We start from the raw sequence: 24,362 nt of genomic DNA on the forward strand, positions 1-24,362 counted from the left end.
AGCATTATGAAAATGTAAATGGAAAAGGAGTGTGAATGATGGAAAAGAGAATATTTAAAAATAAAAAAACGTCATTATTGTTTACCATACTTTCAATAGTTGCATTATCCATACTTATTTTTTTAGTTTTGCCCGGCCTCTTATTAACTAATCCTAAGTCCGAAGAAACTCAAACTATTGTTTTCGAAAACACCATAAGTTATGGATTACGTGATAGTAATGGTCAGATAGTTGATGTAGGTACACAAATAAACCAAAGCAGCTCATCTTCATTTTCAGGGGATCTTGAAATTATCCAAGATATGGAGGGACAATACCTTTATTACTTAAACATTTTAAAGGACTTGCATGAAATTCCCTATGAAGTTAATGGTAAAGAAGTTACTTCGGCAAACATGTTTTCATTGACCAATAAACAGAAAATAAATATAGACCTTTCAATAGATAATATTTCTGAGGGAAACGAACTAATGGTTTTACTTTTTAAATATCCGAAATCGAACGACTCGATGACCTTGGAAAGAAGTTTAGAATACTCAGTTATGGGACTAAGATTCAATTTGACTAATAACAGTACCTATCCTCAGTCCATTAAATTTCTTAATGATAATGATACGAACGATTACAATGCCAGAATTTCAATGGTAAATGTTCAATCTTCAAATGAAGCGATCCTCGAACTTGAAAAAAGATCTAATGACAGTGTGGAGCTTCTTTTGGGACAAACTAGTCATGAGAACAGCAGACACTCTATCCTTTCCTTTGTAAATGGCTCTCTCATAGAAAAAAACGAACTGCCTCCAAACACCGTGTATGAAATCTCTGATAATAAATTGTATAGGATTCCGATTAAAATTCCCTTCACAAAAAAAGAAAACAGTATTTTTCAATTAGTTGATGTTCTGTCGCCATATCAAATGAACGATGGGATATATTCTATTACTGAGATTGATTTCTCAAATCCTATCCTCATAAAAAATAGTAAGTAGGTGGAAAAATATGAAAAAAACAGCAAATCTTGTAAATAACTTAATTTTCGCATATTTCATATATTGTATATGCGTCATAATCTCGCCAATAGTTGTGCCATTTATTTTCCAGTTATTGTTAGCAAAAGAGGTTCCTTTGGATACAGTAAATCACAGTTTCTCTTTCGTGAAAGCAGTATTATTTATTATTTTCATCTTGAAGGGTAACTTTGAAAATAAAAAGAAAGAAGGTCATCATAATGAAAAAAGCACTATATAAAATGGGGGTACTGAGCCTCTTACCACTCACGACACTACCAGGTTTTGCATACGCCTCTGAAGAAGGTGGAAATATTCAAGAAGAACCAATTCTAGAAGAAGTAGTCGTCTCGAATAGTGATTCCAGCTCCATGGCTGGTGGAGTTTCACGGGCTTCCATCAAGTGTACTACTACTGCTACAATCCATTACACACTCGCTCCAATAAGTGCAGCGTCCTCTGCAACTGGAGAAGCTGCTAAAATGATGGACAGTATCTTTGTACGATCACGACTTTACAATTCAAACGGTGTACTGAAAAATGATAAGTCCTCTACTAAAACAAAAACAGCCTATAATTCTGTTAAAACAAATCATGCACCAGTAAGTGTTTCAAAAAACTATACCTATGCAAATTCGACATTTAAAAAGTCAGGCTATTCAACAGTCACTCATGAAGTTAGAGCAAATCAATAAAGGAGAATAAGTAATGAAGAAAAAAATTATGCTTTTTACACTCTTTCTAAGTACCATAGCACTCACTGCCCCAACGACATCTCTTGCAAGCGAACAAGGAAATCTACTTGAAGTTGTTGACTCAAACGAAGCAACAATGTCGAACGCACGCACACGCTCTTCTATTTCAGTAAAAGGAAATCTATCAAAATCTAATCTAGTTTTTGTGGCTACTTCAACTGCTAGTCAAAAACAAGATTCTATCTGGTCGAAATGTGAGTCTTATACATCTGGAAAAAAACTCATAAACAGCGATCAGAATACAGTAAAAAATAGCAAATATGGAAGCGCTCAAGCAACGTTTGGTATACTGCACACTAGCCCTAAATCTTTAGGGTATCATCAGTTTAAAAAATCAGGCTACAACACTGTAACACTAACAACAAAATATAATTGGTAAAATGAAAATGGGGGCGTGACATAAGTTAATTAGATACGCCTTCCAAAAAATAAGGACCAAAACTCAAATTTTTATATGTATATTTTGGACACCCAAATTCCCTCGCCAATAAAGTGAATCTGGCGAGGGATATTTATTATTATAATCAAATATTTTTCAAGCAATTACAGGTTTAGTGCTGCTTCCAAGAATAATCTTCCCATACCACTAATACTGGTATAAGCAGGCATGTATGCACGTCCATTTCCAGCTGTATTTTGGGAAGCATATCCCATCCAGTATTATAAGAGAAGGTATTGCTAGTAGGATATTTCCATGCAGTCTGTTGAACATTTGGTCCTCTATAAGTTACATAACGATCGGAGACGATAATTGATGCGGTAGAAGCTTTGCTCCAGGATCCATGACATTTTTCAACCTTGATAGTATTACCAGAAATCCAATAGGTCAACGTTATACTCGATTTCGCAACACCATTATTAGCTGAACCAGTATTAGTAGATAATGGGGAAATATTAGTATTATCAGATTCATCAGGAGTAAAGTAATAGTCGACTTCTATAGTAGTCTCATACTTATGCAGGAACTATTGAAAATTTACTTAAATAAGTTAATTCCTTATGTTCGATAACTTTTGTTTGCGTACTTCCTTCTCCGACAACACCTTCAGCGGAAGTAATCTTTGCCTCAACTGTAGGAATAGTTGCTAGAGAATCGGCTTTAGCCTGTAAAGTATTTCCAAACAACATTGTTAATGAGACAAATCCGATAAGAGTGATAAGTATTTTTTTCATTTGTGTTCTCCTTTTTTATAATCTAGAGGCTGTTGCAGAAACTCTATAGCTAGCCATTCCAGACATTGTTACTGTTCCTGATACCGTAGTTTTTGCAGTAGCAGCTCCACCATAATTGTAAACATATCCCCATCCAGTATTATACGTGGTTAATGAATTAGAAGTAGGCGTTCTTTCTAAGGCATTGGTAAAACCCTGTTGAACTTTTAAGTTTCTGCTTAAAACACTTGCAAAGGAACTGGTCAATGTAAATCTGGAAGAAGCGCTAGTTACTTTAATGTTGTCTCCAGATTTTGTATAAGTAATTCTTGCGAGTGCTTTCACAGCTCCGGTTGAATTTGTTTCATTATCATTACTAGCAAATGGTTTGATCATATCGCCGATAGTTTCATCTTCAGGAGTAAACTCAATCTCAAACTCAGAAACGTAGCTCTTTTCTTCGCTAACATTGCCATCAGTGATCATACGTGATCTTAAAGAAGGTACTTCATACGTTTTATTAGTTAGTATCTCAACATTTTCATTTGCGTAATCCCCAGTATCAATATTTTGAACTGAAAAATTAATTTCGTCAGTTCTCTCAATTTGACTAGCTGCACCTTTATCTGACAACAAAAATACGCGACCAACAAAACGGAAAACGCAAGAACGATTTGTTTCATGATTACCTCCAAATATATCCATCAAACTAATTTGATTGTAATCAAAAAATATCTTTTCACTTCAAATACATTTAAAAGTTTTTATTCGATTTTAAAAACACAAAATTTATTTGTTTGCATATTTGGAATTTCACCCTATATAATAGAATAAATAAGATTTATATTATAAAACAAGGAGGGATTTATAATGAAAAAAATCAGTTTAAGTATTTCAGCATTACTAGTACTTGTGGCTATAGGGGGATGTACTTCCAGAAATAACAATAACGAAACGAGTAGTTCCAGTATCGAAGTAAGTGCTACAAGTGATTCTGCTACTAATCCTACGGGAGATAGCATCGATAGTATGAGAACTGATGGCGATAACGCAAGGTTTAAAGTAGAACAAAAAGCGGGGCAATCCATTCATATCATGTCTACTAATCTAAAGACTGAAGAAGCGACAGAAATAGTTACTTCGGAATTTGTAAATAACTCCCAAAGCAGAGAATTAGAATTGATTTTTACCACTCAAAACAATAAATTTGAAGTCTCATTGTCGGCTTCAGGTAGTGAAGAATTATCTGATACTAGTACTTTTACGGCTGATCAAAAATATGTTGCATTCATCCCCTACAGTTCTGAAGAAAAAAACAAGTTAGGTGTTTTCGTAATGAGTAATGATCAGAAGATTATTACTGATATAAAAAATGATTTGGATAATATAACTAACTATATTGAAAGTGATTCAGATTTTTACGAACAATCGATAGAGGTAAAATAGACTAGTATCTCCCGTCCTAGCATAGTTTATTAGATCAGATGTTAAATTTATAATATTAAGTTGATCAAAATAAAGAGTGCCCAGATAATAACTCTGGACACTCTTTATTTTGTGGGTAAAACAACCTTTGGGTTTACAATACACTCTATTAAATAAGGGGAAGATTTTCATAGGTTGACATTACCTGGATACTCTCACGTGCACTATATGTTCGTTAAGTAATCCTCAACGAGAGAATTAGTTAGTTACAGTTCCTGTTTCTAAATCGATGGTATAATTCGTGTTTTTAATTTTGATAGTTTGCTTATCAGATAGAAAATCATTAGGAATTTCTAAATTCACTCTCTTCTTTGGATTAAAAATAGCTTGTAGCTGTATCCTTTTCGAGACTTCAATAATCCCCTTTCCATCCTCTAGATCCGGATAATATTCCCAGACTTCAGGTTGTTCAAATGCATTGAGATTCAATTGAACCTCAACATTAGTGTGATCCTTTGATTTAGTAACAGTAACAGAATCTACATCGTCTTTACCAATATCCATTGAGGGAGAAAAATAGTTTAAAACAAATATAGAAATTAATAAGGTTAAACAAAGTGTCGCTATTTTCCATCCTTTGTATTTTTTTGACATATTAACCTTTTGTGCGAAATCTTTTACCATTACAGAATCACCTCGTAAAATTTCATCTAAGGAAAATTCAAAAAAAATGCTAAGTTCTACAAGAGTATCTATATTAGGGTATGATAATTCATTTTCCCAGCGAGAAACAGTTTGACGTGTAACATTAAACTGCTTCGCAATATCTTCTTGTGTTAAATTTAAATCAGTTCTCTTTTGGCGTAACATTTTTCCGATTTCCATAAATAAAGTTTATCCTCCAAGGGTTCGTTTGTTTAGCAATTGCCATTTAACAATTGATTTTGTAAAACATAAATTGCTCTAATTATTTTATTGTACCTGTAAACGAGTAAGAATTGTTTATCAAGTTACCATTATAAAATTGAGCATACCAAGTTGTACTAGATTTAATTCCATTCCAGGTTACTGACCGGCTTTTCCCTGCTTTGACAGAAAAAGAAATATACGTTGTACTACTATTTTTACACTTTATATCTATAACATTTTTTCCTGTATTACTAATCGATACGGTATAAGAAGTTTTTCCTTTGAATGTATAAGAAGAATACACGTATCCCCCTCGATCACTACTTCCACTAAGGGAATATTTACCTTTGGAGGCTATGTTCCAATTGCTACTTGGCACATTAGCTCCTCTAGTCAACCCAGGGATAGTTATGCCAATATTTTCAATTGGGTGATCGCTTAAATCGGCATCCGTTTCAACATCACTAATAATTTCAATTCCCTCAGAAACCCAAATCTCTGATTCTTCAGCTGAAGCTGCTACACCCCATTAATAAAGATAGAACAGCTGCAATCCCTAAAATAATTTTCTTCACAATGATCATCTCCGATTTTTTCTGATTACTATATCAGTCAAGTAGGATTATACATTGTGTTCGACAAAACAGACACGCAATTATCATGTTACATCCCTGAAAACATGCTATTCTACCGTATTCGTCTTTCTATTTGTTGCCCCCCATCTTTTCATGAGAGGGACCCACTCTTCTAAAGATTCGATTTTTCCACCAGCCTCTTCGATCTATCTTTTTTGCTTTTGCACAATATGGTTATCTATTTTAGTAATCCCTTGAAAATAAAAGGTCAGTATTTTGGTAATCTTTTTGATTTATAGGCTGATCGATTTCATCATAAATTTTACCCTAACTTAATACCGACTGAATAACTGAACTTAGATTTTGTTACGTGTTTCTGAACACAATAATTAAGACTAATGAATAAAACTGTAGTCTACGATAAATCACTTTCTTGATCAACTGGTAACCAGCTTCATCAACACCAGAAAATACTTCTAACAGAGAATTATTGTACCTCTTACCATCTTCGAATCCATAGAAATCTTGATTGGTAAACAAGTGATACGCCAAAGCGACCAATCGTTGCTCCCCACCACTTAGGAGGACAAAAAAATAGACGTGCAAAGCACGTCTATAGCGTCAATGATTGATATCTCACCGAAATCTTGCTATAATTACTGTGTAAAGAGGAGTTGCGCGAACAACCCCCCTACAGCACCGCTTAAGACGGTGGCCAGATTTAATTACTTTTTAAAAAAATAATCGTCGCCTGGCTAAAGAGGACGGTTATTTTTTTGCACTCTTTTTTCGTTTCTTCTTGCTTTTACGCTTAGAAGAACGAGTGTTTATAATCGTATCTGCTAGTTTCACACATGCTTCGATTAAACCAATAAAGGCTAATAAAACAGGCGCTATTGCTAACAAAATGCCGATTATATCTACACCTTGCAAAAGACTGCTCCTTTCTTCAGATTTCGATAGTACATTCATAATGCACCACCTCACTTTCAAAAAAAGCGCCACCGTCACAAACTTTACTGTATCCTTATTATACCAAAACCCACGCTAAAAACCGATATTTATCAAGGTTTTTAGCGTTTATTCATGCGATAAAAAGGGCTAAAATAAAGGAACCATTCACTCGTTTTATCTACTTTGAAAGATTTTTCTTACCTCAAGAACACATACCGACACCATTTTTCTCTGACCTTACCTCAAGAGATCCCCATTCCTCACCCTTCCTCCTCCCAAGACAGCTCATCCAAGATCCTAATCAACTTTTGGACCTCTTGATTCAACATCGCACTCTTTAAGTAGGCATATTGAATATAAAAAATTTCCTTATCTTCAGGAACCAGCGGTATTTTCACTAAGCCTTCCATTTCTTGAAACACGGGAAATTCCGTCATCAAGGTAATGCCGATATTGGAACTGACCAACTGACCAATCGTCTGGACGTCTGAAAAATAAAAGGGGACTTCGGGCTTCTTTTTTGATTTCTCACTTAAATTCTGAAAGGCGCGCATGTGGGTATAGCCTTTTTCCAATAGGATAAAGGGATATTCGGCAGCTTCTTCGAATGAGATTTCCTTTTTTTCTGCCAATGGGTTTTCTTTTGACACAAAGATAAAAAACTCTTGTTGGTGCAGCAACTTCACCTGCAGATTCGGGTGGACGAGGGGATTGACACTACCCAGCAAGCTAAAATCGATTTTTCCTGATAATAGTTTTGAAAGCAATTCATTGGATCCCCCAGATACTAAGTGGAAATTCGAAATAAAGCGGATGATCTCTTTTTCATCTAAGAGTTTTGAAAAGACTTTGGAACGAATGATCGGCGGCAAACCGATGTGGGTCCGGTTGTTTTTGGCATGGTCGATGGCTCGGTCCAAGGTCACAAATTCATCTAAGATATACTGTGCATGAGCCTTCAAAATTTCTCCTTCCGTGGTCAATGAAATGGAGCGATGAGAGGCTTCTCGAGCGATCAAATCACAGCCATAATTCTCTTCCAAGCGTTTGATAGCATAGCTGACGGTTGGTTGACTGACAGCAAATTTATGCGCCACTTGCGTAAAAGAAAGCATCTCTGCCAAAGCGTTAAAGTATTCTAAATCTCGTATATTCATCGTCTGATTTCTCCCTTAGCCGATTCAAGCTCGCATCGGTTTTGTTATAAATAATTTTTATTATACCACCGATAGTTGACTATAATTCTGTCCGAGGATTAAAGTAGCTAATGGAAATGAACGAGTACTCAAAATACACCTATTGGAGGAACATAATGAAAGCACATGAAATTTTAAATAACCCATTTTTAAACAAAGGAACCGCGTTTACACAAGAAGAACGAAAAGAACTAGGGCTGATCGGTTTATTGCCCCCACACGTACAAACGATCGAAGAACAAGCAGAACAAGCCTATTTACAATATGTCACCAAAGAATCCGACATTGAAAAACGTCACTTTTTAATGGAGATCTTTAATACCAATCGGACATTGTTCTACTATTTGTTCAACCAACATATCGTTGAATTCAATCCGATCGTCTACGATCCAACGATTGCTGACACCATTGAAAATTACAGCCGCCTATTCGTTGATCCTCAATATGCAGCGTACTTAGATATCAATCATCCAGAGAATATCGAAGAAACGTTGAAAAATGCCGCTGGCGATCGAGACATTCGCTTGATCGTAGCCACTGACGCTGAAGGAATTCTTGGGATTGGTGACTGGGGTGTCCAAGGTGTCGATATTTCTGTCGGTAAATTGATGATTTATACAGCAGCTGCTGGGATCGACCCTGCTTCTGTTTTACCAATCGTGATCGATGCTGGGACCAACCGTAAAGAATTGTTAGAGGATCATTTGTATCTAGGCAATCGGCAAGAACGTGTCTACGGTGATGCCTATTACCAATTCATCGATCAATTTGTTCAAACGGCAGAATCATTGTTCCCTAAACTTTACTTGCATTGGGAAGACTTTGGCCGTTCAAATGCTGCAACGATTTTGGACAAATACAAACAAACAATTCCAACTTTCAATGATGATATCCAAGGAACGGGAATCGTTGTACTGGGCGGTATCTTCGGTGCACTGGATATTACAGGTGAAAAATTAACGGATCAAGTCTACTTATGTTATGGCGGTGGTTCCGCTGGTGCCGGGATTGCCAGTCGAGTCCACGCGGAAATGGTCAGCGAAGGGCTTTCAGAAGAAGAAGCCTACAATCATTTCTTTATGGTTGACAAACAAGGGCTTTTGTTTGATGATATGTCCGATTTGACTCCTGCACAAAAACCATTTGCTAAAAAACGGGCTGACTTTGCCAATGCTGGCGATATGACGCAATTGATCAATGTCATTAAAGTCGCAAAACCAACGATTTTGGTCGGTACCTCAACCAATGCGGGTGCCTTTACCAAAGAAGTTGTGGAAGCGATGTGTGAAAACACTGCTCGTCCAGTGATTTTCCCTATCTCGAATCCAACCAAAAAATTAGAAGCAACGGCTGAACAAGTGATCGAATGGTCTGATGGAAAAGCCTTTGTGGCAACCGGTGTCCCTTCAGGAACGATCCAATACAAAGGAGTCGACTACCAAATCGGTCAAGCAAACAACGCCTTGATCTATCCTGGTCTAGGGTTAGGTATGTTGGCTTCAGAAGCCTCTCTCTTGACCGACGAAATGATTGGTGCCGCTGCTCACTCATTAAGTGGTTTGGTTGATTTGAGCCAACCCGGTGCACCTGTTCTTCCACCATTTGAATACGTTGCGGACGTTTCTATCAAAGTGGCTGAAGCAGTTGCCAATAAAGCCAAAGAACAAGGACTAGCCCAAGCACAAGAAACCGATATGGCAAAAGCTGTCCAAAATCTTAAATGGTATCCAACATACTAGGAAGGTCTGAAAAATGAATAAATTAAAAACGATGACGATTTCGGGAATTAGTCTTCCCTTGTATCTCTTTTTCATGGTTGTCATATTCAGTGCGATTGCCTTAGACAAATTGCCATTAAACATGGTTGGGATCACCATTTTATTGGTTGCCTTAGGACACCTGCTGTATTTCATTGGGGAAAAACTCCCGATCATGAATTCTTATCTTGGCGGTGGGTCAGTTTTTACCCTGCTTGGTGCCACTCTTTTAGCCTCCTTCCATCTCGTACCCACGAAAGTCATTGACGCGGTCAGTGACTTCATGGGGGGCGGTTTTGGCTTTCTTGATTTCTATATTGCCGCTTTAATTTGCGGCTCGATTTTAGGTATGAACCGTAATTTGTTGGTGAAAGCTTCTACGAAATTCATTCCCGTTGCTTTGATCACCATGGTAGTAGGTTTTTTCTCCGTCGGCCTTGTCGGTATGCTGCTAGGCAATGGCTTTGCTGATTCGGTGATGTATGTGTCTCTACCAATGATGTCTGGCGGGATGGGTGCGGGAATCACCCCACTTTCACAAATTTATGCTGATGGCTTGGCAAACGGTAATCAAGCCGCCATCTTTTCTCAATTAGCGCCAGCAGTTACTTTCGGGAATATTCTTGCCATTATTGGTGCTTTATTTATCGCAAAGGCCTTTGCTAAAACCAAATACAATGGCCATGGCACCCTGATCAATGCCACGAAAGAAGATTTAGAAAAACCAAAAATAACACTTGATGCCCAACAAATCGGGGTCGGGATGCTCTTTTCCTTCTCACTGTTGGTCGTTGGTGCGATTTTAAGCGACTTTTTCCCTAAAATTCACGAGTATGCCTTTATGATCGTGATTGTCTTTATTCTAAAAGCCTTGAACATTGTCCCTAAGAAACTCGAAGATTCTGTGGTGATGTTCAACAATGTTGTAATGACGAATTTGACCCACGCGGTTTTGGCGGGGATTGGTTTGGCATTGATCGATCTGTCAACACTGGCCTCTGCCTTTACTTGGCAATTTGTCGTGCTTTGCCTAACCAGTGTCGTATCTATGGGGGCTGCCAGCTGGTTCTTCGGGATGGTATTAGGGATGTATCCCGTTGAAACCGCAATTGGCGCCGGTATGATCAACAACTCGATGGGGGGAACAGGTAATATCGCTGTATTGTCTGCCTCTGATAGAATGGAAATGATTGCTTTTGCCCAAATGGCCAACCGTTTATGCGGTGCAATCGTGCTGATTTTAGGTGGGATCTTGATCCGTTTCTTCTATTCTTGATCAAGAACAAAAAACAGGTGCTGCTACGCATGATGCATAGCAGCACCTGTTTTTGCATTCCTCAAACGAATTCGTCCAATTGGTTGCACGAATCAAACAAAGGTTCAATCATTTCCTCATAAAAGAGCCAAAAAGAGCAGTGCCACCGCACTGCTCTTGCGTTACTGATTCATTCAAGGGTTACAGCTTCTTAAACAAGGTTGGTGCTTGATCAGGAGACCATGTTGTGTCCCCGTAATTTGAGTGGGTGTTGATCACGACATAGTTGCTGCCTTTATGGCTCACGATTCCACCGCTTGTATACACTTCTGGTGCAGAGAAAGTACCTAGTTTCCACACACGGTATTCTGACTCCCCGCCTCCTGGTGTTTCCGTTTCTTCTTCGGCATTGGTTTTCACGCTCAACTGGTTACTAAAGGCGGATTGTTCGCCCGTTTTGCTGATTGCTTTGATTTGGTAATTGTAGGTTGTATCCGCTGCTAGATTCGTGTCTTCATAGGTTGTTCCTGTGGCTGTAGCGATTTTGACGCCATTGCGGTAAACGTCATATCCAGCGATCCCATTTGTATGAGTCGATGCTTGCCACATTAAGGACACGCTGCTGTCTGTCACGCTCATTTGGTGCAGGTTGCCTGGTGTCGAAGGGGTTTCGACTTGATTGTCTGCTGCGGTAGTCACTTTCACTGCAGCACTTTTTTCTGAAACTAACGCCGTAAAGCCGACAGCTTCTACTTGATAGCTATAGGTTGTGTTGGCTTTTAATTGCGTGTCGGTAAAGGTTGGCTCAGTAGTCGTTGCCACTAAGGCACCATCACGATACACGTTGTATTCTTTCGCATCGGTTTGACCGTTCCATGCTAAAGCCACCGTGCTGCTAGTCACTCGTTCTGAGCGGACATTTGCCGGTGCTGCTGGTTTTTTAGGAATGACTGTTGAACCGGAAACGTTGACGTCGATCACGTTATAAAAGGCATTTGGCGTATCGGCAACATCCCAGACCGCTAAAATGACATGGTAACCAAGACGATTTTCTGGAATGGTAATGGTATGGCTTGGACTATTGCTGGCAGCCGAACCATCGTGATTCACAGTAGCGATCAATTCCAAGCTATCTCTTGAAAGTGGCGTGTTTTGATCCCAACCTGGTTTCGTGATATAGTAATGCCATTTTGTGGTCTTATGCGGCGCTGTATAATGCCAATTGACCCGCAATGGTCCTTGATTGATGTCTTGTTTGGTCCAACGATTAGTTCCTTGTTCATCAAGAACAAAGTCCCCGATTTGTCCGAGTCCACCATCTGCTGAAGCGATACGACCATCTACTGGTCCTGCTTCTGGAAAGCCTTTTTTGGTTTCCAATGATTGTGGGTTTGAAATGACATTGCCATATTTCTCAAACGCAGCGCTCCACCCTAACGTATTGCGATCCAAAGACCCTTGATAGCCCCGACTGACGGGTGATTCCACATAACCATGAGCAAATACTTGTTTTCCCGTGAAGAACAAGGTCCCTCCAAGTAAGATTGCCACCCCGACCGACCATTTTACCAATGCGTTTTTCATACTCTGCCTCCTAAAATTTTTTATCATCGAATAAACCAGACCTATCAGCTTATTCCTTGATTCCGATTCATTGAAAAGCAAACCCTACTGACAAAAACATTTTGTTTATATGTGAATTATAAATTATCAAATCATTATAAGATTATAATGACTAGTTTCCCGTCCTTTCAGTTAGAAATACAAAAAAACTTGAAACGATTCTCCTCCTAATCACTTAAGAGGATTCGTTCCAAGTTTCTTTCTTTATAGACGATCTTTTTCAGGAAAAAACAGCCGCTTATTTCCCGTTTTCTTTCACATAGTCAGAGGATTGCGCGCCTGCTTGGCGACCAAAGACCATAATGTCGGCTACAGCATTGCCGCCGATTCGATTTTGTCCGTGGATACCGCCGGTCACTTCACCTGCTGCATACAAGCCAGTGATTGGTGTGCCATCTTCTTTCAACACTTGGGTCTTCGTATTGATCTTGACGCCGCCCATTGTATGGTGGATCCCAGGTGCAATTTGAATCGCATAGAATGGTCCTTCCGTCAAATCATAGTCCATCGCAGTTTCACGACCGAAATCTTTGTCGGCTTTGTCTGCCACTGCTTGGTTCCATGTATCTAAAGTTTTCTTCAAGGTTGCTGGATCAACATCGATTTTTTCAGCTAACGCTTCGATGGTGTCAGCTTCTACCACTACACCTTGTTCTTTGTAGTAATCGACTTGTTTGGCTCTACCTGCTAACGCATTGTCAAAAATCAAGTAGGCATAGCTTTCTGGCAGATCTGTGATGGCAGCTGAAACATTGTCGCGGGTTTCTAATTCATTGTAGAAACGTTCTCCTTGTTGGTTCACCAAAATGGCGCCTTCTCCACGAACGGTTTCACTGATCAACATACCTGTATCTTGAACCACTGTTGGATGGACTTGGATTTGATCCATATCAACCGTTGCGCCGCCTAATTCTTCGATCATCTTGATACCATCGCCTGTACTTCCTTCAGAAGTCGTGCTGACATAGCCTTTCAGATCTGGACGGTATTTTTCGATCAGTTCTTTGTTGGAGCCAAAACCACCAGTAGTAACAACCACTGCATCACCAGCGATTTCTTTTTCTTCGCCATTGATTTTCACGTTGACGCCAGTGACTTTGCCGTCTGTTTCATTGATTTTTGTCACATCAGCATTTACAAACAAAGGAATTTCTTGCTCATGAATGTTTCTCAATAGGCCATCCACCAAATACGTACCGACTGCTGAACCGTCATGAGGACGATGGATCCGTTTCACACTGGCACCGCCACTGTAACTGATATTGTCTAAAGTGATCCCCATTGAATCCAACCAATCAATCGCTGAAGCAGAGTTGTCTACTAAATAATGCAGCAATTCTTGATCGTTGGTTCCTTTACCACCTTTAAGGGTATCTTCAAAAAATTGTTCATTGGAATCTTCAATGCCTTGGGCTTCTTGGAATTTGGTTTCTGATGCGTTCATTCCGCCAGAAGATTTTAAGGTATTTCCGCCTGCGATCGGCATTTTTTCTAAAATGACTGGATTCATTCCAGCATCTTTAGCCGACAAGGCGGCTGCCATCCCTGCACCGCCAGCACCAACGATGACGATATCATATTGATCTTTTAACTCTGCTGGATCGGTATACTCTTGTTGGGAAGCACCTGAAGTGACTTCACTTTCTGAAGAAGAGCTTGCCGCACTGCTGCTGGCTTTTGTTCCGCCATCGGCACCACATGCACTAAGCAACAATAATGAGGCTGCCCCAATCACCCATTTTGACCATCCACTTTTTTTCATTTGTTTCCCTCCGTTTTTCTTGCTCTTTTCTCCTCACTGATCCCCGTCATATATGATGAGAAAAGAAGCATCTTTCTTGCGAACTCTGCCCAACTTGTTACTTTATTAACAATGGTAAATATCTTGCGATCGGACTATTTTTCTATTCGATAGCGATAAAAACATTGTTTAAGCAACATTTCAACAGCATTCTATTTTATTTAACCATTGTAACAAAAAAAGAAACTAAGTGTCTCGTAATAATTTGTGTATATTTTAACTATTGATTCTCATTATTTCCTAATTTTTTTGAAAAAAGATATTATATTTTCCTCACTACTTTCTGCTATTGAAAGCTATCACAAAAGACATGCCCATAGAATGACCGTTAAGCTCGCGGGTAAAAAGATATGGCCGCGATTGTTCTTTCACTGTTCTTTTCCCTTTGTCCTGCACCTTCTTTTGTATAATAAAAGAAAAAGCAGAAATGGAGTGGCAAATGGAAAAATTGACCCGGATGTTCGAGCGAGTGATTAGTATCTGTATTGATAGCATGTTAGCGATCTTAGTCGTTGTCGTCTTGATTTTTATGGGAAAAGCGATTTTTATGATCAGCACGACGCTCTTTCCTTTAAGCGAAGCGCCCCACCTGTCCTTTTTGATTGAAGAAATTGCCACGTTATTCATTTTGTTAGAAATCATTTTGATGTTGCTGCGGTATATGAAGGACGGACACCATATTCCCGTCCGTTACTTGATTTTGATCAGTATTACTGCGATTTTGCGCGAGCTATTGTTGACGCAAGGCATGGCGAACGATGCCCTATTTTTTGCTTTAGCGATCTTTGTTTTGGTACTCGTCTTACTAGTCCTGCAAAAAATCAATGCCTTCCAGCATGCCCAAGAAAAAGACCACTGAAACCACCCCATCGGATCAGTTGGTTTCAGTGGCTTTTTCGGGATCAGTTAGAGGAATACCAATATAAAAGGTGGTTCCTTTAGGCGTACTCGTAACATCGATCAACCAGTCGTTTTTTTCCACGATCGAAGAGACAGTAAAGAGTCCTAGACCAGTACCACCAGTGGCACTCTTGGTCGTGAAGAAACGGGTAAAGATTTTTTCTTGGATCGCTTCTGGTATGCCGGGACCGTTGTCGGCAATTTCGATCAAAGCAAATTCCTGTTGCGCTGGGAATGCTTGCTTACGAAACGGAAAGGTGGCGGTTGTTGTCGAAGTGCGACTCAATCGAATACTGCAATCGGCATTTGCTTGGTACACATTCATCAACAAATTGTAAATGATCACTTGCAGATCGATTTTCTCGTAGACGGCATATCCTGCTTCTTGGATATCATACGTAAGGGAAAAGGCTTTTGGCAATAGCGAGCGCATAGTATCGATAGCTTCTGTCAAGGTAGTAGCGATCGACTGCACAGTTTTATCGGCACTTTCGAGTTTCGAAAAACGCAGCACATTGCTGGCTAACTCTTTGACTTTTTCCGCCGCTTTGCAGACTTCTTGCAAGTCCTCCACTAAGACTTCATCGTGTTGGTTTTCCTCGATCAGTAATTGCAGATGACCAATCATAGGCGTCAAAAAGTTGTTTAGGTCATGGACGATTGAGGTCGTTAGCAAGCCAATGGTTTCCAGTTTTGATTCTTGCAAAATGTTTTTTTCGATTTCGTGCTTTTCTTTTAGTAGCCGTTGTCGTTCTTTCAATGCTTGGTTTTCGACATAGGCTTGATTGCGTTTCATGTAGTTTTTGATCAGGACCGTCAATAAAATCATAATGACAAACAACAAACCCAGTAGGCCGATCAAAATCAAGTTGTCTTGTAAAAAGAGACCGCTTTGCTCCAAAAAATCGGCATTGCTAGCGACGATCAGCCGACTGTCGCCGATGGTGATCCATTGATAAGCAGCCAATTTCAGTACTTTTTGCAATGTTTCTTCATTCCACCAATAAGAATAATAGACAGAGGTGCCTGCTTCATTGTCGATTTGTTCTTGCTCCAAGCGCTCAAGATCGGTGAAATCCAGCTCTGGAAATTCTTTTTTGCGGCTCTCAACGATGGAAAAACCAATTTGTTCGTCCGATGGGTGCATAACGATCCGCATATCGGCGTTTTTGACCATCGTATAGCCGGAGACATTGCGATCGGTGGTAAATTCATGATGATACATGCGCTGCAGATTCAAAGGCATCACAAGAACCGCTTCTTTGTCGTCAAGGGTTAGGGACTGATACACATTTAAATAGGCCTGCTTGCCATCAAAATAGACTTGCCCATTTTGTACTTGCCGTCCTGCCAATACTTTGTCTAAGGATGGGTCTTTGAATAACAATTCTTGCACCGGCGGGTCTTCTGGTTTATTGACCGCCGTTGCGGTATTTTGGGCGATGACCTGACCTTGTTGGTCGATCAAAAACAATCCGACCATGGCATTGTTCGCGGAATTGATCACTGGTAACGTTAAGGGCCGCTGCAAGTCAGCCAAGGCGGCGCCCTCGAGGTGGTCATCGGCATAATTGGCAAGAGCCATGTGGTACGATTCGATACTACGGCTGATCAGCTTGATCGCCGCTTGGTTGACCGTTTCTAACTGCCGCAACCCGACAGTTTCAGCTTGTCTTTGTGCGCTTTTATAACTTGTAAAGGTAAAAATAAGTCCAATCAATGTAATGAATAAGGTAGCGACCACGCTTAAATACAGCCAAAACTTTGATGGCGGTTTCATTGTAAACCCCTTTCCTATTTACTATAATACTATTGATACAGGAGGCGGATATTTTGCGAGATGAAAAAATTTTAATCGTTGATGATGACCCTGCCATTCGGCGGCTAATTTGGAAATCTTTACAATCGACGGGTATTTTGATCTACCAGACTGATTCCGTTGAAAAAACGATTGCGATCAATTCTCGTGTCAGCTTTGATCTTTTTTTACTGGATATCAGTTTGGAGCATGAAAATGACGGCTATCATTTGGCACAACTGATTCGAGAAGAAAACCCCACGGTGCCGATCGTCTTTTTGAGCGGTAAAAGTGACGAAAAAGATATGATCAACGGCTATGAGATTGGCGCTGATCACTACATTACGAAGCCTTTTTCACCGGCACTCTTAAAAGCACAAATCGTTTCGATTCTTGATCGCCGCAACGTGCTGCGAGAAAAAGGGATCGCCAAACCGGAAGGGGATCTGTGCAGCGGCATGTTTCGTTTTGACCAAAAACGCTATCAGTTTTTCAAAAATGACCAGCCCATCAAGTTGTCTTCAAAAGAAATCATGCTGATGCGCTTTTTCATGGAAAATCCGGATCAAGTCTTCTCGAAAGAACAGATTTACAGCAATGTTTGGCAAGATGGTCAATTCGATGCCAATACCGTGATGGTTTTTATCAATCATCTGCGAAACAAAATTGAAGATGAGCCGAAGCAAGCCCGTTTTTTGAAAACCGTTTGGGGGATCGGCTATACCTTTTTACCAGAAGGAGACGCCTTCTAGCTGCAAGAAATAAAGGGCCAAGGCTAAAAGATCCGCCGAGCCGCCGGGACTCAAATGGCGTGCAATCAATACTTGATCATAGGTCGTTAATTCACGAAGCAAGTCTGTATCCGACAGATTGGCTTGGTGAATTTTTTGCATCTCCTGCTGCACGGTCTTCATCGCCTCGTAGCCGCCTCGGTGGACGAGGTTGCTGTCTTCGGTTTCACTCATTAGATAGACCAACCCGCGCAGCAAGGAAACGGAGGTTTTTTGTGGTTGCTGCCGCAAGTACTCCAGCAGTTTTTTGACCGTTGGATACCCAGCTGCAGCTTCCCCACGAATCCCTATCGTGCCGTAGGTCAAATAATTTTTTTCTCCGTAAGACAACTGGTCTTTGTGGGCGATTTGCTGCAGGTCTTGCTTGACCAAATGCTGGCAGATATCAGCGGCAAGCTGCAGGATCTGATTGGTATCTTCAGCCGTCAGCTCCGCCTTGCCATTTTGTTGATAATAGACTCCTGTTGCCCCCAACAAAATCGCAAAGGAAAAATTCGCCCCCTTGTGGGTATTGATGCCTTTGGTTGCCTGAAGCATTGCTTCTTCTGCTGTTTGACCGATGCCTCGTAACTGGTAAAACAGCTGGATCAGCGAACCTGTATGGGCAAAACCGGCTTGGCTATAGCGCTGAAAAAACGGCGCCAAACAAGTGATACTATTGATAAAGGTAAACACATTCATGTCCTGATGCGCACCAGAGGAGCAAGGATCTACTAAACCAGGCTTGGGTGCTAACGCTACCTCATAATGCAGCGCATTGACTGCATAGTTGCTGGCGGTAAAAAGACGGGAATCAGTCAATTTTTCTTCGCTCCATTTCAGCAAGAATAAATTGCAGGGAGTGATCCAAATGTTCATGGGTCAACAACGTGATCTGTTCCGTGTCATTGGTTCTCATGCCGCGATAAATCAGCCAATGTTCCGCCAATGCTGCATCCCTTCTTCTAGAAGAGCGAATCGCAATATCACGAAAATACACGAGGTACGCTTGCAGATCCAGCACGATACTTTTTAACCGTAGCATCTGGCTTTTTTCGTAAATAAACGCATTGAAGTCAGAAAAGTTTTTCAAGACCCCATCCACGTCATCCTCACGATTCAGCTGTTCGCCATGTTCTAACAAGCAGCGCATCTCCCGGAAATCTTCCTCACTCATCAAGTCCATCGCTTTATTGGTCGCCAACGTATCCAATGATTTGCGGATATCGTAAATCTCATAGGCATCTTTGATACTGATCCCTTTTACGACGATGCCGATTTTTGGTACGTGTTCCACCAGTTTTTCAGCCACCAGCTGAGTCATGGCGTAACGTATCGGGGTCCGGCTGATATTTAGCGTATCGGAAAATTCTTTCTCATTGATGCGAGAGCCTGCGGGAATGTCTCCTAAAATGATGGTTTTTTTGAACGCTTCATAGATCAAATCTTTTAATGGTTTATTTTTGGTCAGATCCAGATTTTTATTTACTGCATCAATAATTGGATTCATGATTTACTCCTATCATACTAAAAACAAATGAGATTTTTGGGAAAAAATAGATATATCGATAAACAAGGAAAACTACCGAGCAAAATGGCAGCCTGCTCGATAGTTTCTGTATGAAATTACTGTGGAATATAAAACGGCATGTGGCCTAATAGTACGATCGTAACGACGAAGATCACGAAAATTCCCAGTGCGTATTTCGCCGCTTCTTTTTGCCATTGCCCCATATCTAAGCCCGTCAAGCGCAAGAGCAAGTAGATGAAGGCAACCAATGGACTTAACAAGTGGAATGCTTGGCCCATTAAGGACGCCAAGGCCATCTGCATATTGGTGAAGCCATACGAGCGACCTGCTTCTGCTAAGACCGGCAGGACCCCAAAGTAAAACCCGTCATTGGAAATAAAGAAGGTTCCTGGTGCGGAAATCAGGGCGATAACTAACCCCCAGAAACCGGCCAATTGTTTAGGAATAATTTGCGTGAAACTATTCGCTAAGGCAGTAGCCATCCCGGAGCCTTGGAACAAGCCCATGAAGACGCCCGCTGCAAAAACTAAAATTACTACTTGCACAGCGTCGCCGCCGTTGGCACCGATCCGTGACGATTGATCTTTCAAAATTGGGTAGTTGACCATCAATGCGATACAAGTACCTACAAGGAATAACAAGATTGGTGGTAAAGCGATACTAGAAATAAAGGAGCTTGCTACTAACCAGCCAATCAAGACGATCGTTAAGATACCATTGAAGACAAAGTTTTTCGGACGACGGATCGCTAATGTATCAGGATCAGTCACAGTCGTCATTTCTAAAATCTCATCGTTCGTCAGTTCCGTAACCCCTAAACGTTTCCGTTCTTGGATCCCCATTCTGCGAGCTACGAAGAAAATAACATATAACAGAGACAAAATCATTCCTGGCAACAAATAAGAAAGAATATCCGCATCAACTTCCAACACCGCCATTGCCCGAGCAGTCGGTCCGCCCCATGGCAATAAGTTCATGATGGTGTTTTGCAAAATGATCAAGACACCAAGGTTCATCATTTTCATATTCAGCTTCTTGTAGATGGGAATAAACGCAGAACAGCAGATCAAGGTAGTGGTCGTTCCATCACCGTTCAAAGAGACTGCAGCGGCAACGACTGCCGTTGCCATCAAGACTTTCATCGGATCGCCTTTGGCAAAATAAATCATTTTTTTCGTTATTGGATCAAATAAACCGGCATCCAACATAATGGAAAAGTACAAAATCGCAAACAGCAACATAATCCCTGTGTTGGCTGTAGTGGAGATTCCCTCAAGAACAAAATCTCCGATGTTGCCTTTTTCGGAAACACCGGCAACCATCGCAACGAGGGTAAATAGTAATGGGATAATTACTAAGGATGTAAAGGGTGACATTTTTTTCTTCATGATGACAAACATGAAGACAATAATCATGGCATAGGACAAAATTGTTAAGAACATTTTCTTCTTCCTTTCATGCATCGAAATGTGTAAGCGTTATCAAAAAACATTTTTAAAAAAATTACAGGCCCGTAATTTATTAGTGACAAGCGCCACTAGTTTGTGAAAATTTTTCTTTTCTTAAAGGAAATAATGTTATTGAATGCTTTACACGTCTAAGAATAAACAATCAAGAATTAGAAAAAAAGACCCGTTTACAAAAAGAACAGCAAAAAAACAATTTCTCTTTTCAAATCTTATTTTTCGTTTAAAAAGTTCTTAACAGAATATTAACGCAAGAAAAACCTTGATAAAACAACGTTTATCTCGGTTTTTCGCTCTTTTCTCAAAAAAGGAACACTGAAAAAACAATTTTGAGCTGAAATAATTCTCGCTGATTGAACAGGAGTTTCTATAATGAAAGAGAACGAATCATTGAGAAAGGAGAAGCCCATGAATCTTATTAAAAGATTGTTCAAAAAAACGCATGATGAACCAGATGCGCCTGTCAGTCCTCCTCTGAAGCCAAGGGAAATGATAGCGGATCCACCCGCATCTGTTTGGCAAGAAATGTCGAGCTATCAGCCGGCGCCAGCAGAAGATTATCCACTAGTCAGTCTGATAGCCGCCGCACTAGGTGCCGAGTGTTACCCTGAAAGTCAGTTTGTCATTCGTAGAATTGAGAAGCGCAATCCTGAATTTAAGCGAGTAACCCTGATAGCCGACAGTATTGCCGCCGGAGAGCTGCCTGATTCTCAGTTCACAATCAAAAAAATAGCCAAAAAAAATGAAAACAAGTGAGGGAAAAACATGTTACGTAAATTTAAAATAGCAATCGATGGGCAAGAATATCTTGTCGAAATGGAAGAAATCGGTGCGCCGCAAACTACCGCTCCTGCCCCAGCAGTGCCAACACCGGCTCCCGCAGCGGTACCTGCTCAACCAGAGCCAGTCAGCACACCAGAACCAGAAGCCGCACCACAGCCAGCGCCAGCTACGCTCCCTGCTGACGGCGAGCCGATTCATTCTCCGATGCCGGGAACGATTTTACGTCTCTTGGTCAATGTAGGTGATACTGTACAAGAAAATCAGTCATTGATGATTTTAGAAGCCATGAAGATGGAAAATGAGATCGTGGCACCAAAAGCCGGAACCGTGGTTGCCATTGCAGTCAATGCGGGCGATATGGTCAACCCAGGAGAACTGCTGATTACGATCGGCTAATTTATTGAAAAGGAAGTGACGTAGTGGAAACGTTAATTGAAGGTGTAGTCGGGTTAGGATCAGAGCCGGGACGGATCGTTATGATGTTCATCGGTGGTCTATTGATGTATTTGGGGATCAAGAAAGAATATGAACCAACCTTGTTAGTCCCTATGGGATTGGGCACGTTGTTAGTGAACTTCCCGAACTCAGGTGTGTTAAGTGCTGGTGGAGAAGCTGGCCCGTTCCAAGTATTGTTTGATATGGGGATCTCAACTGAATTGTTCCCTTTGCTTTTGTTTATCGGGATTGGTGCGATGATCGACTTCGGTCCATTGCTGCAAAATCCATTTCTTCTGTTGTTTGGCGCTGCTGCACAATTCGGGATCTTCTTTACGATCATCGTTGCCGTGCTGCTTGGCTTTGATTTAAACGACGCAGCTTCCATCGGGATCATCGGTGCCGCTGACGGACCAACGTCGATTTTTGTCGCAAATACGCTGAACTCGAAATATATGGGTGCGATCATGGTGGCAGCTTACTCTTACATGGCGCTAGTACCGATCATTCAACCGGTAGCCATCAAAGCAGTAACGACCAAGCATGAACGAAAAATCCGTATGACGTATCGTGCCGGAGAAGTTTCGCAAACGGCCAAAATTTTGTTCCCAATCGTGATCTCGATCGTAGCAGGGTTGATTGCGCCTGTTTCATTGCCACTGGTTGGATTTTTGATGTTTGGAAATCTCTTACGGGAATGTGGTGTCTTGGATCGTTTGTCCATCACTGCTCAAAATGAACTGGTGAATATCATTAGTATCCTCCTAGGTTTATCAATTTCTGTGAAAATGCAATATGAAGAATTCTTACAAGTCGATACATTGATGGTTATTGGTTTAGGGCTGGTTGCCTTCGTGATGGACTCGGTCGGCGGCGTGTTGTTTGCGAAAGTGCTGAACTTGTTCCGTAAAGAAAAAATCAATCCAATGATCGGTGCCGCTGGTATCTCTGCGTTTCCAATGTCTAGTCGGGTCATCCAAAAAATGGCGACAGATGAAGATCCGCAAAACTTTATCTTGATGCATGCAGCCGGTGCCAATGTTTCAGGACAGATTGCTTCGGTCATCGCCGGTGGCTTACTGCTGGCACTGATTGCTTAGGTCACTAGAAAGGAGAGGAAAACTATGAATCAAGATTTACTGACTTCATTTGAATTGTTGTTATTCGGTTGGGGCGGCGTCTTTGTCGTGATCCTGATCATCTACTTCGCATCCTTGCTTTTGTCGAAGCTCTTCCCAGTAAAAAAATAAAGAAGGCATTGTATGTATACCCTAAAAAGAATCTGGCTGCAAAAAGATCCGGAAGTCTTTTTGCAATGGCAAAAATTGATCACCCGTGCTGGCTTAGCCGTCGGTGAAGAAGTTGCCTATACCGTCGGCATTTTTGACCAGCAAACCTTGATTGCTACTGCTTCTTGCTATGCCAATATCATCAAGTATGTGGTGGTCTGTGAAAAAAAACGCTCCGAACAGCTGTTGACGCAATTGATTTCGCACCTGAGCGATCATATCAAAGACGAGGGCTATACCAAGTCCTTCGTCTATACAGCACCGAAAAATCGTCTGTTTTTTGACTCTCTCGGGTTTCGTGAAGTGCTGGCAGCGCAAGACATCTTGTTCATGGAACAAGGCGTTCCTTCTTATGAAAGCTATGCCCAACAACTGCAACGGCAGCGAATTGGACAAAACAACGGCGCGATCGTCATGAACGCTAATCCTTTTACCAAAGGACATTTGTACTTAGTCGAAACGGCTGCGAGTCAAAAAGAACAGGTTTATGTGTTCGTTTTATCAGAAGACCGCTCGCAATTTTCTGCCAGCGAACGGCTGCAGATGGTGACGGATGGTGTGGCTCATCTGCCAAATGTAACGGTGCTGCCGACCAACAACTATCTCGTCTCTTCAGCGGTCTTTCCCAGTTATTTCTTAAAAGAGCAAGCACCTGAGGCGATTGCCAAAAAACAAGCCGCCTTTGATGCAACCCTCTTCAAAGAAAAAATTGCCCCGCTGTTGGCGATCACCACGCGTTTTGTAGGCTCAGAGCCTTACTCACCCGTGACCCAACTCTACAATGAGGCAATGGCTGCCGTTTTTTCTCCCGAGCTTGAACTGATCGTGATCGACCGTCTGAAGATCAACCAATCAACCGTTTCGGCTACAAACGTTCGGAAAGCGATTGCAGAAAAAGATATACCTTCTTTGCAGCAATTTTTGCCAGAAACAACGTTCTCATTTTTAATGCAGCATAACTATATTTAGAGGTGATAATAA

General features: G+C 40.9%; 24 protein-coding genes. 13 read left to right on the forward strand and 11 right to left on the reverse strand.

Translation table 11 applies throughout. The annotated features are described in order from the left end of the window. Positions 1–38: 38 nt before the first annotated feature. The 3 genes from CO692_RS07045 (at position 39) to CO692_RS07060 (ending at position 2,141) form a co-directional block, all read left to right on the forward strand. Positions 39–989 carry a hypothetical protein gene (locus tag CO692_RS07045; protein WP_096741920.1) on the forward strand — a complete coding sequence of 317 codons (951 nt, stop codon included), beginning with the start codon at positions 39–41 and terminating at the stop codon, positions 987–989. A 239-nt stretch (positions 990–1,228) separates the two neighbouring features. After that, on the forward strand, positions 1,229–1,702 hold the full coding sequence (locus tag CO692_RS07055) for a hypothetical protein (RefSeq protein ID WP_096741922.1): 474 nt from the start codon (positions 1,229–1,231) through the stop codon (positions 1,700–1,702). Positions 1,703–1,715: 13 nt separating this feature from the next. Next, positions 1,716–2,141 carry a hypothetical protein gene (locus CO692_RS07060; protein WP_096741923.1) on the forward strand — a complete coding sequence of 142 codons (426 nt, stop codon included), beginning with the start codon at positions 1,716–1,718 and terminating at the stop codon, positions 2,139–2,141. A 575-nt stretch (positions 2,142–2,716) separates the two neighbouring features. Here CO692_RS07060 and CO692_RS17900 read toward each other — a convergent pair. Next, on the reverse strand, positions 2,717–2,935 hold the full coding sequence (locus tag CO692_RS17900) for a hypothetical protein (RefSeq protein WP_226818270.1): 219 nt from the start codon (positions 2,933–2,935) through the stop codon (positions 2,717–2,719). Positions 2,936–2,950: 15 nt separating this feature from the next. Continuing rightward, positions 2,951–3,619, reverse strand: a complete 669-nt coding sequence (locus tag CO692_RS07070) for a hypothetical protein (RefSeq protein ID WP_226818272.1) — start codon at positions 3,617–3,619, stop codon at positions 2,951–2,953. A 165-nt stretch (positions 3,620–3,784) separates the two neighbouring features. On the opposite strand from CO692_RS07070, the gene CO692_RS07075 reads away from it, so the two are divergent. After that, on the forward strand, positions 3,785–4,360 hold the full coding sequence (locus CO692_RS07075) for a hypothetical protein (protein ID WP_096741924.1): 576 nt from the start codon (positions 3,785–3,787) through the stop codon (positions 4,358–4,360). 237 nt (positions 4,361–4,597) lie between these two features. Here the strand turns inward: CO692_RS07075 and CO692_RS07080 are convergent, their stop codons facing one another. The 3 genes from CO692_RS07080 to CO692_RS07095 form a co-directional block, all read right to left on the reverse strand. Next, positions 4,598–5,224, reverse strand: coding sequence for a helix-turn-helix domain-containing protein (locus CO692_RS07080; RefSeq protein ID WP_096741925.1), 627 nt, complete (start codon positions 5,222–5,224; stop codon positions 4,598–4,600). Between the two features lie 1,367 nt (positions 5,225–6,591). After that, positions 6,592–6,795 carry a hypothetical protein gene (locus tag CO692_RS07090; RefSeq protein WP_086338795.1) on the reverse strand — a complete coding sequence of 68 codons (204 nt, stop codon included), beginning with the start codon at positions 6,793–6,795 and terminating at the stop codon, positions 6,592–6,594. Positions 6,796–7,037: 242 nt separating this feature from the next. Further along, complete coding sequence (locus CO692_RS07095; protein WP_096741927.1) at positions 7,038–7,934, reverse strand: LysR family transcriptional regulator; 897 nt, start codon at positions 7,932–7,934, stop codon at positions 7,038–7,040. Between the two features lie 155 nt (positions 7,935–8,089). Between CO692_RS07095 and CO692_RS07100 the strand changes: the two genes are divergently transcribed. After that, on the forward strand, positions 8,090–9,712 hold the full coding sequence (locus tag CO692_RS07100; protein WP_264291241.1) for a malolactic enzyme: 1,623 nt from the start codon (positions 8,090–8,092) through the stop codon (positions 9,710–9,712). Positions 9,713–9,725: 13 nt separating this feature from the next. Then, positions 9,726–11,006 carry a 2-hydroxycarboxylate transporter family protein gene (locus CO692_RS07105; RefSeq protein WP_096741929.1) on the forward strand — a complete coding sequence of 427 codons (1,281 nt, stop codon included), beginning with the start codon at positions 9,726–9,728 and terminating at the stop codon, positions 11,004–11,006. A 180-nt stretch (positions 11,007–11,186) separates the two neighbouring features. Here the strand turns inward: CO692_RS07105 and CO692_RS07115 are convergent, their stop codons facing one another. Together CO692_RS07115 and CO692_RS07120 are read right to left on the reverse strand one after the other, a co-directional pair. Continuing rightward, on the reverse strand, positions 11,187–12,569 hold the full coding sequence (locus CO692_RS07115) for a lytic polysaccharide monooxygenase (RefSeq protein WP_192940731.1): 1,383 nt from the start codon (positions 12,567–12,569) through the stop codon (positions 11,187–11,189). Positions 12,570–12,846: 277 nt separating this feature from the next. Then, complete coding sequence (locus CO692_RS07120) at positions 12,847–14,370, reverse strand: flavocytochrome c (protein WP_005233089.1); 1,524 nt, start codon at positions 14,368–14,370, stop codon at positions 12,847–12,849. A 478-nt stretch (positions 14,371–14,848) separates the two neighbouring features. Between CO692_RS07120 and CO692_RS07125 the strand changes: the two genes are divergently transcribed. Continuing rightward, positions 14,849–15,268: a phosphate-starvation-inducible PsiE family protein gene (locus CO692_RS07125; RefSeq protein ID WP_008381850.1), complete on the forward strand. Its 420-nt coding sequence runs from the start codon at positions 14,849–14,851 to the stop codon at positions 15,266–15,268. Between the two features lie 15 nt (positions 15,269–15,283). On the opposite strand, the gene CO692_RS07130 is transcribed toward CO692_RS07125, so the two are convergent. Further along, positions 15,284–17,089, reverse strand: a complete 1,806-nt coding sequence (locus CO692_RS07130; RefSeq protein ID WP_096741932.1) for a sensor histidine kinase — start codon at positions 17,087–17,089, stop codon at positions 15,284–15,286. A gap of 53 nt (positions 17,090–17,142) precedes the next feature. Here CO692_RS07130 and CO692_RS07135 point away from each other — a divergent pair, with 53 nt between their 5' ends. Further along, positions 17,143–17,859, forward strand: a complete 717-nt coding sequence (locus CO692_RS07135) for a response regulator transcription factor (protein WP_008381846.1) — start codon at positions 17,143–17,145, stop codon at positions 17,857–17,859. Here the strand turns inward: CO692_RS07135 and citG are convergent. The 3 genes from citG to CO692_RS07150 all read right to left on the reverse strand — a co-directional run bounded on the left by citG (position 17,836) and on the right by CO692_RS07150 (position 20,850). Continuing rightward, complete coding sequence (gene citG / locus CO692_RS07140) at positions 17,836–18,699, reverse strand: triphosphoribosyl-dephospho-CoA synthase CitG (protein WP_226818274.1); 864 nt, start codon at positions 18,697–18,699, stop codon at positions 17,836–17,838. The two genes, CO692_RS07135 and citG, sit on opposite strands and share 24 nt — an antisense overlap. Next, entirely contained in the window at positions 18,692–19,387 is a 696-nt protein-coding gene (locus CO692_RS07145) for a GntR family transcriptional regulator (RefSeq protein WP_096741934.1), read from the reverse strand. The genes citG and CO692_RS07145 overlap by 8 nt, the downstream gene beginning before the upstream one ends. Before the next feature lie 116 nt (positions 19,388–19,503). After that, positions 19,504–20,850 (reverse strand): CitMHS family transporter, encoded by a 1,347-nt coding sequence (locus CO692_RS07150; RefSeq protein ID WP_034872423.1) that lies wholly within the window; start codon positions 20,848–20,850, stop codon positions 19,504–19,506. 396 nt (positions 20,851–21,246) lie between these two features. On the opposite strand from CO692_RS07150, the gene CO692_RS07155 reads away from it, so the two are divergent. Genes CO692_RS07155 through citC form a run of 5 tightly spaced genes read left to right on the forward strand, consistent with a single transcriptional unit; the run spans position 21,247 to position 24,350 of the window. Continuing rightward, positions 21,247–21,630, forward strand: a complete 384-nt coding sequence (locus CO692_RS07155) for a hypothetical protein (RefSeq protein ID WP_096741935.1) — start codon at positions 21,247–21,249, stop codon at positions 21,628–21,630. Positions 21,631–21,639: 9 nt separating this feature from the next. Continuing rightward, positions 21,640–22,053 carry an acetyl-CoA carboxylase biotin carboxyl carrier protein subunit gene (locus CO692_RS07160; RefSeq protein WP_081119349.1) on the forward strand — a complete coding sequence of 138 codons (414 nt, stop codon included), beginning with the start codon at positions 21,640–21,642 and terminating at the stop codon, positions 22,051–22,053. Between the two features lie 23 nt (positions 22,054–22,076). Then, entirely contained in the window at positions 22,077–23,192 is a 1,116-nt protein-coding gene (locus tag CO692_RS07165; protein WP_096741936.1) for a sodium ion-translocating decarboxylase subunit beta, read from the forward strand. 24 nt (positions 23,193–23,216) lie between these two features. After that, complete coding sequence (locus CO692_RS18035; protein ID WP_096741937.1) at positions 23,217–23,342, forward strand: OadG-related small transporter subunit; 126 nt, start codon at positions 23,217–23,219, stop codon at positions 23,340–23,342. A 12-nt stretch (positions 23,343–23,354) separates the two neighbouring features. Beyond that, positions 23,355–24,350 (forward strand): [citrate (pro-3S)-lyase] ligase, encoded by a 996-nt coding sequence (citC, locus tag CO692_RS07175; RefSeq protein ID WP_096741938.1) that lies wholly within the window; start codon positions 23,355–23,357, stop codon positions 24,348–24,350. Positions 24,351–24,362: the final 12 nt, after the last annotated feature.

Source organism: Enterococcus sp. FDAARGOS_375 (assembly GCF_002393265.1).
Lineage (GTDB): Bacteria > Bacillota > Bacilli > Lactobacillales > Enterococcaceae > Enterococcus_D > Enterococcus_D innesii.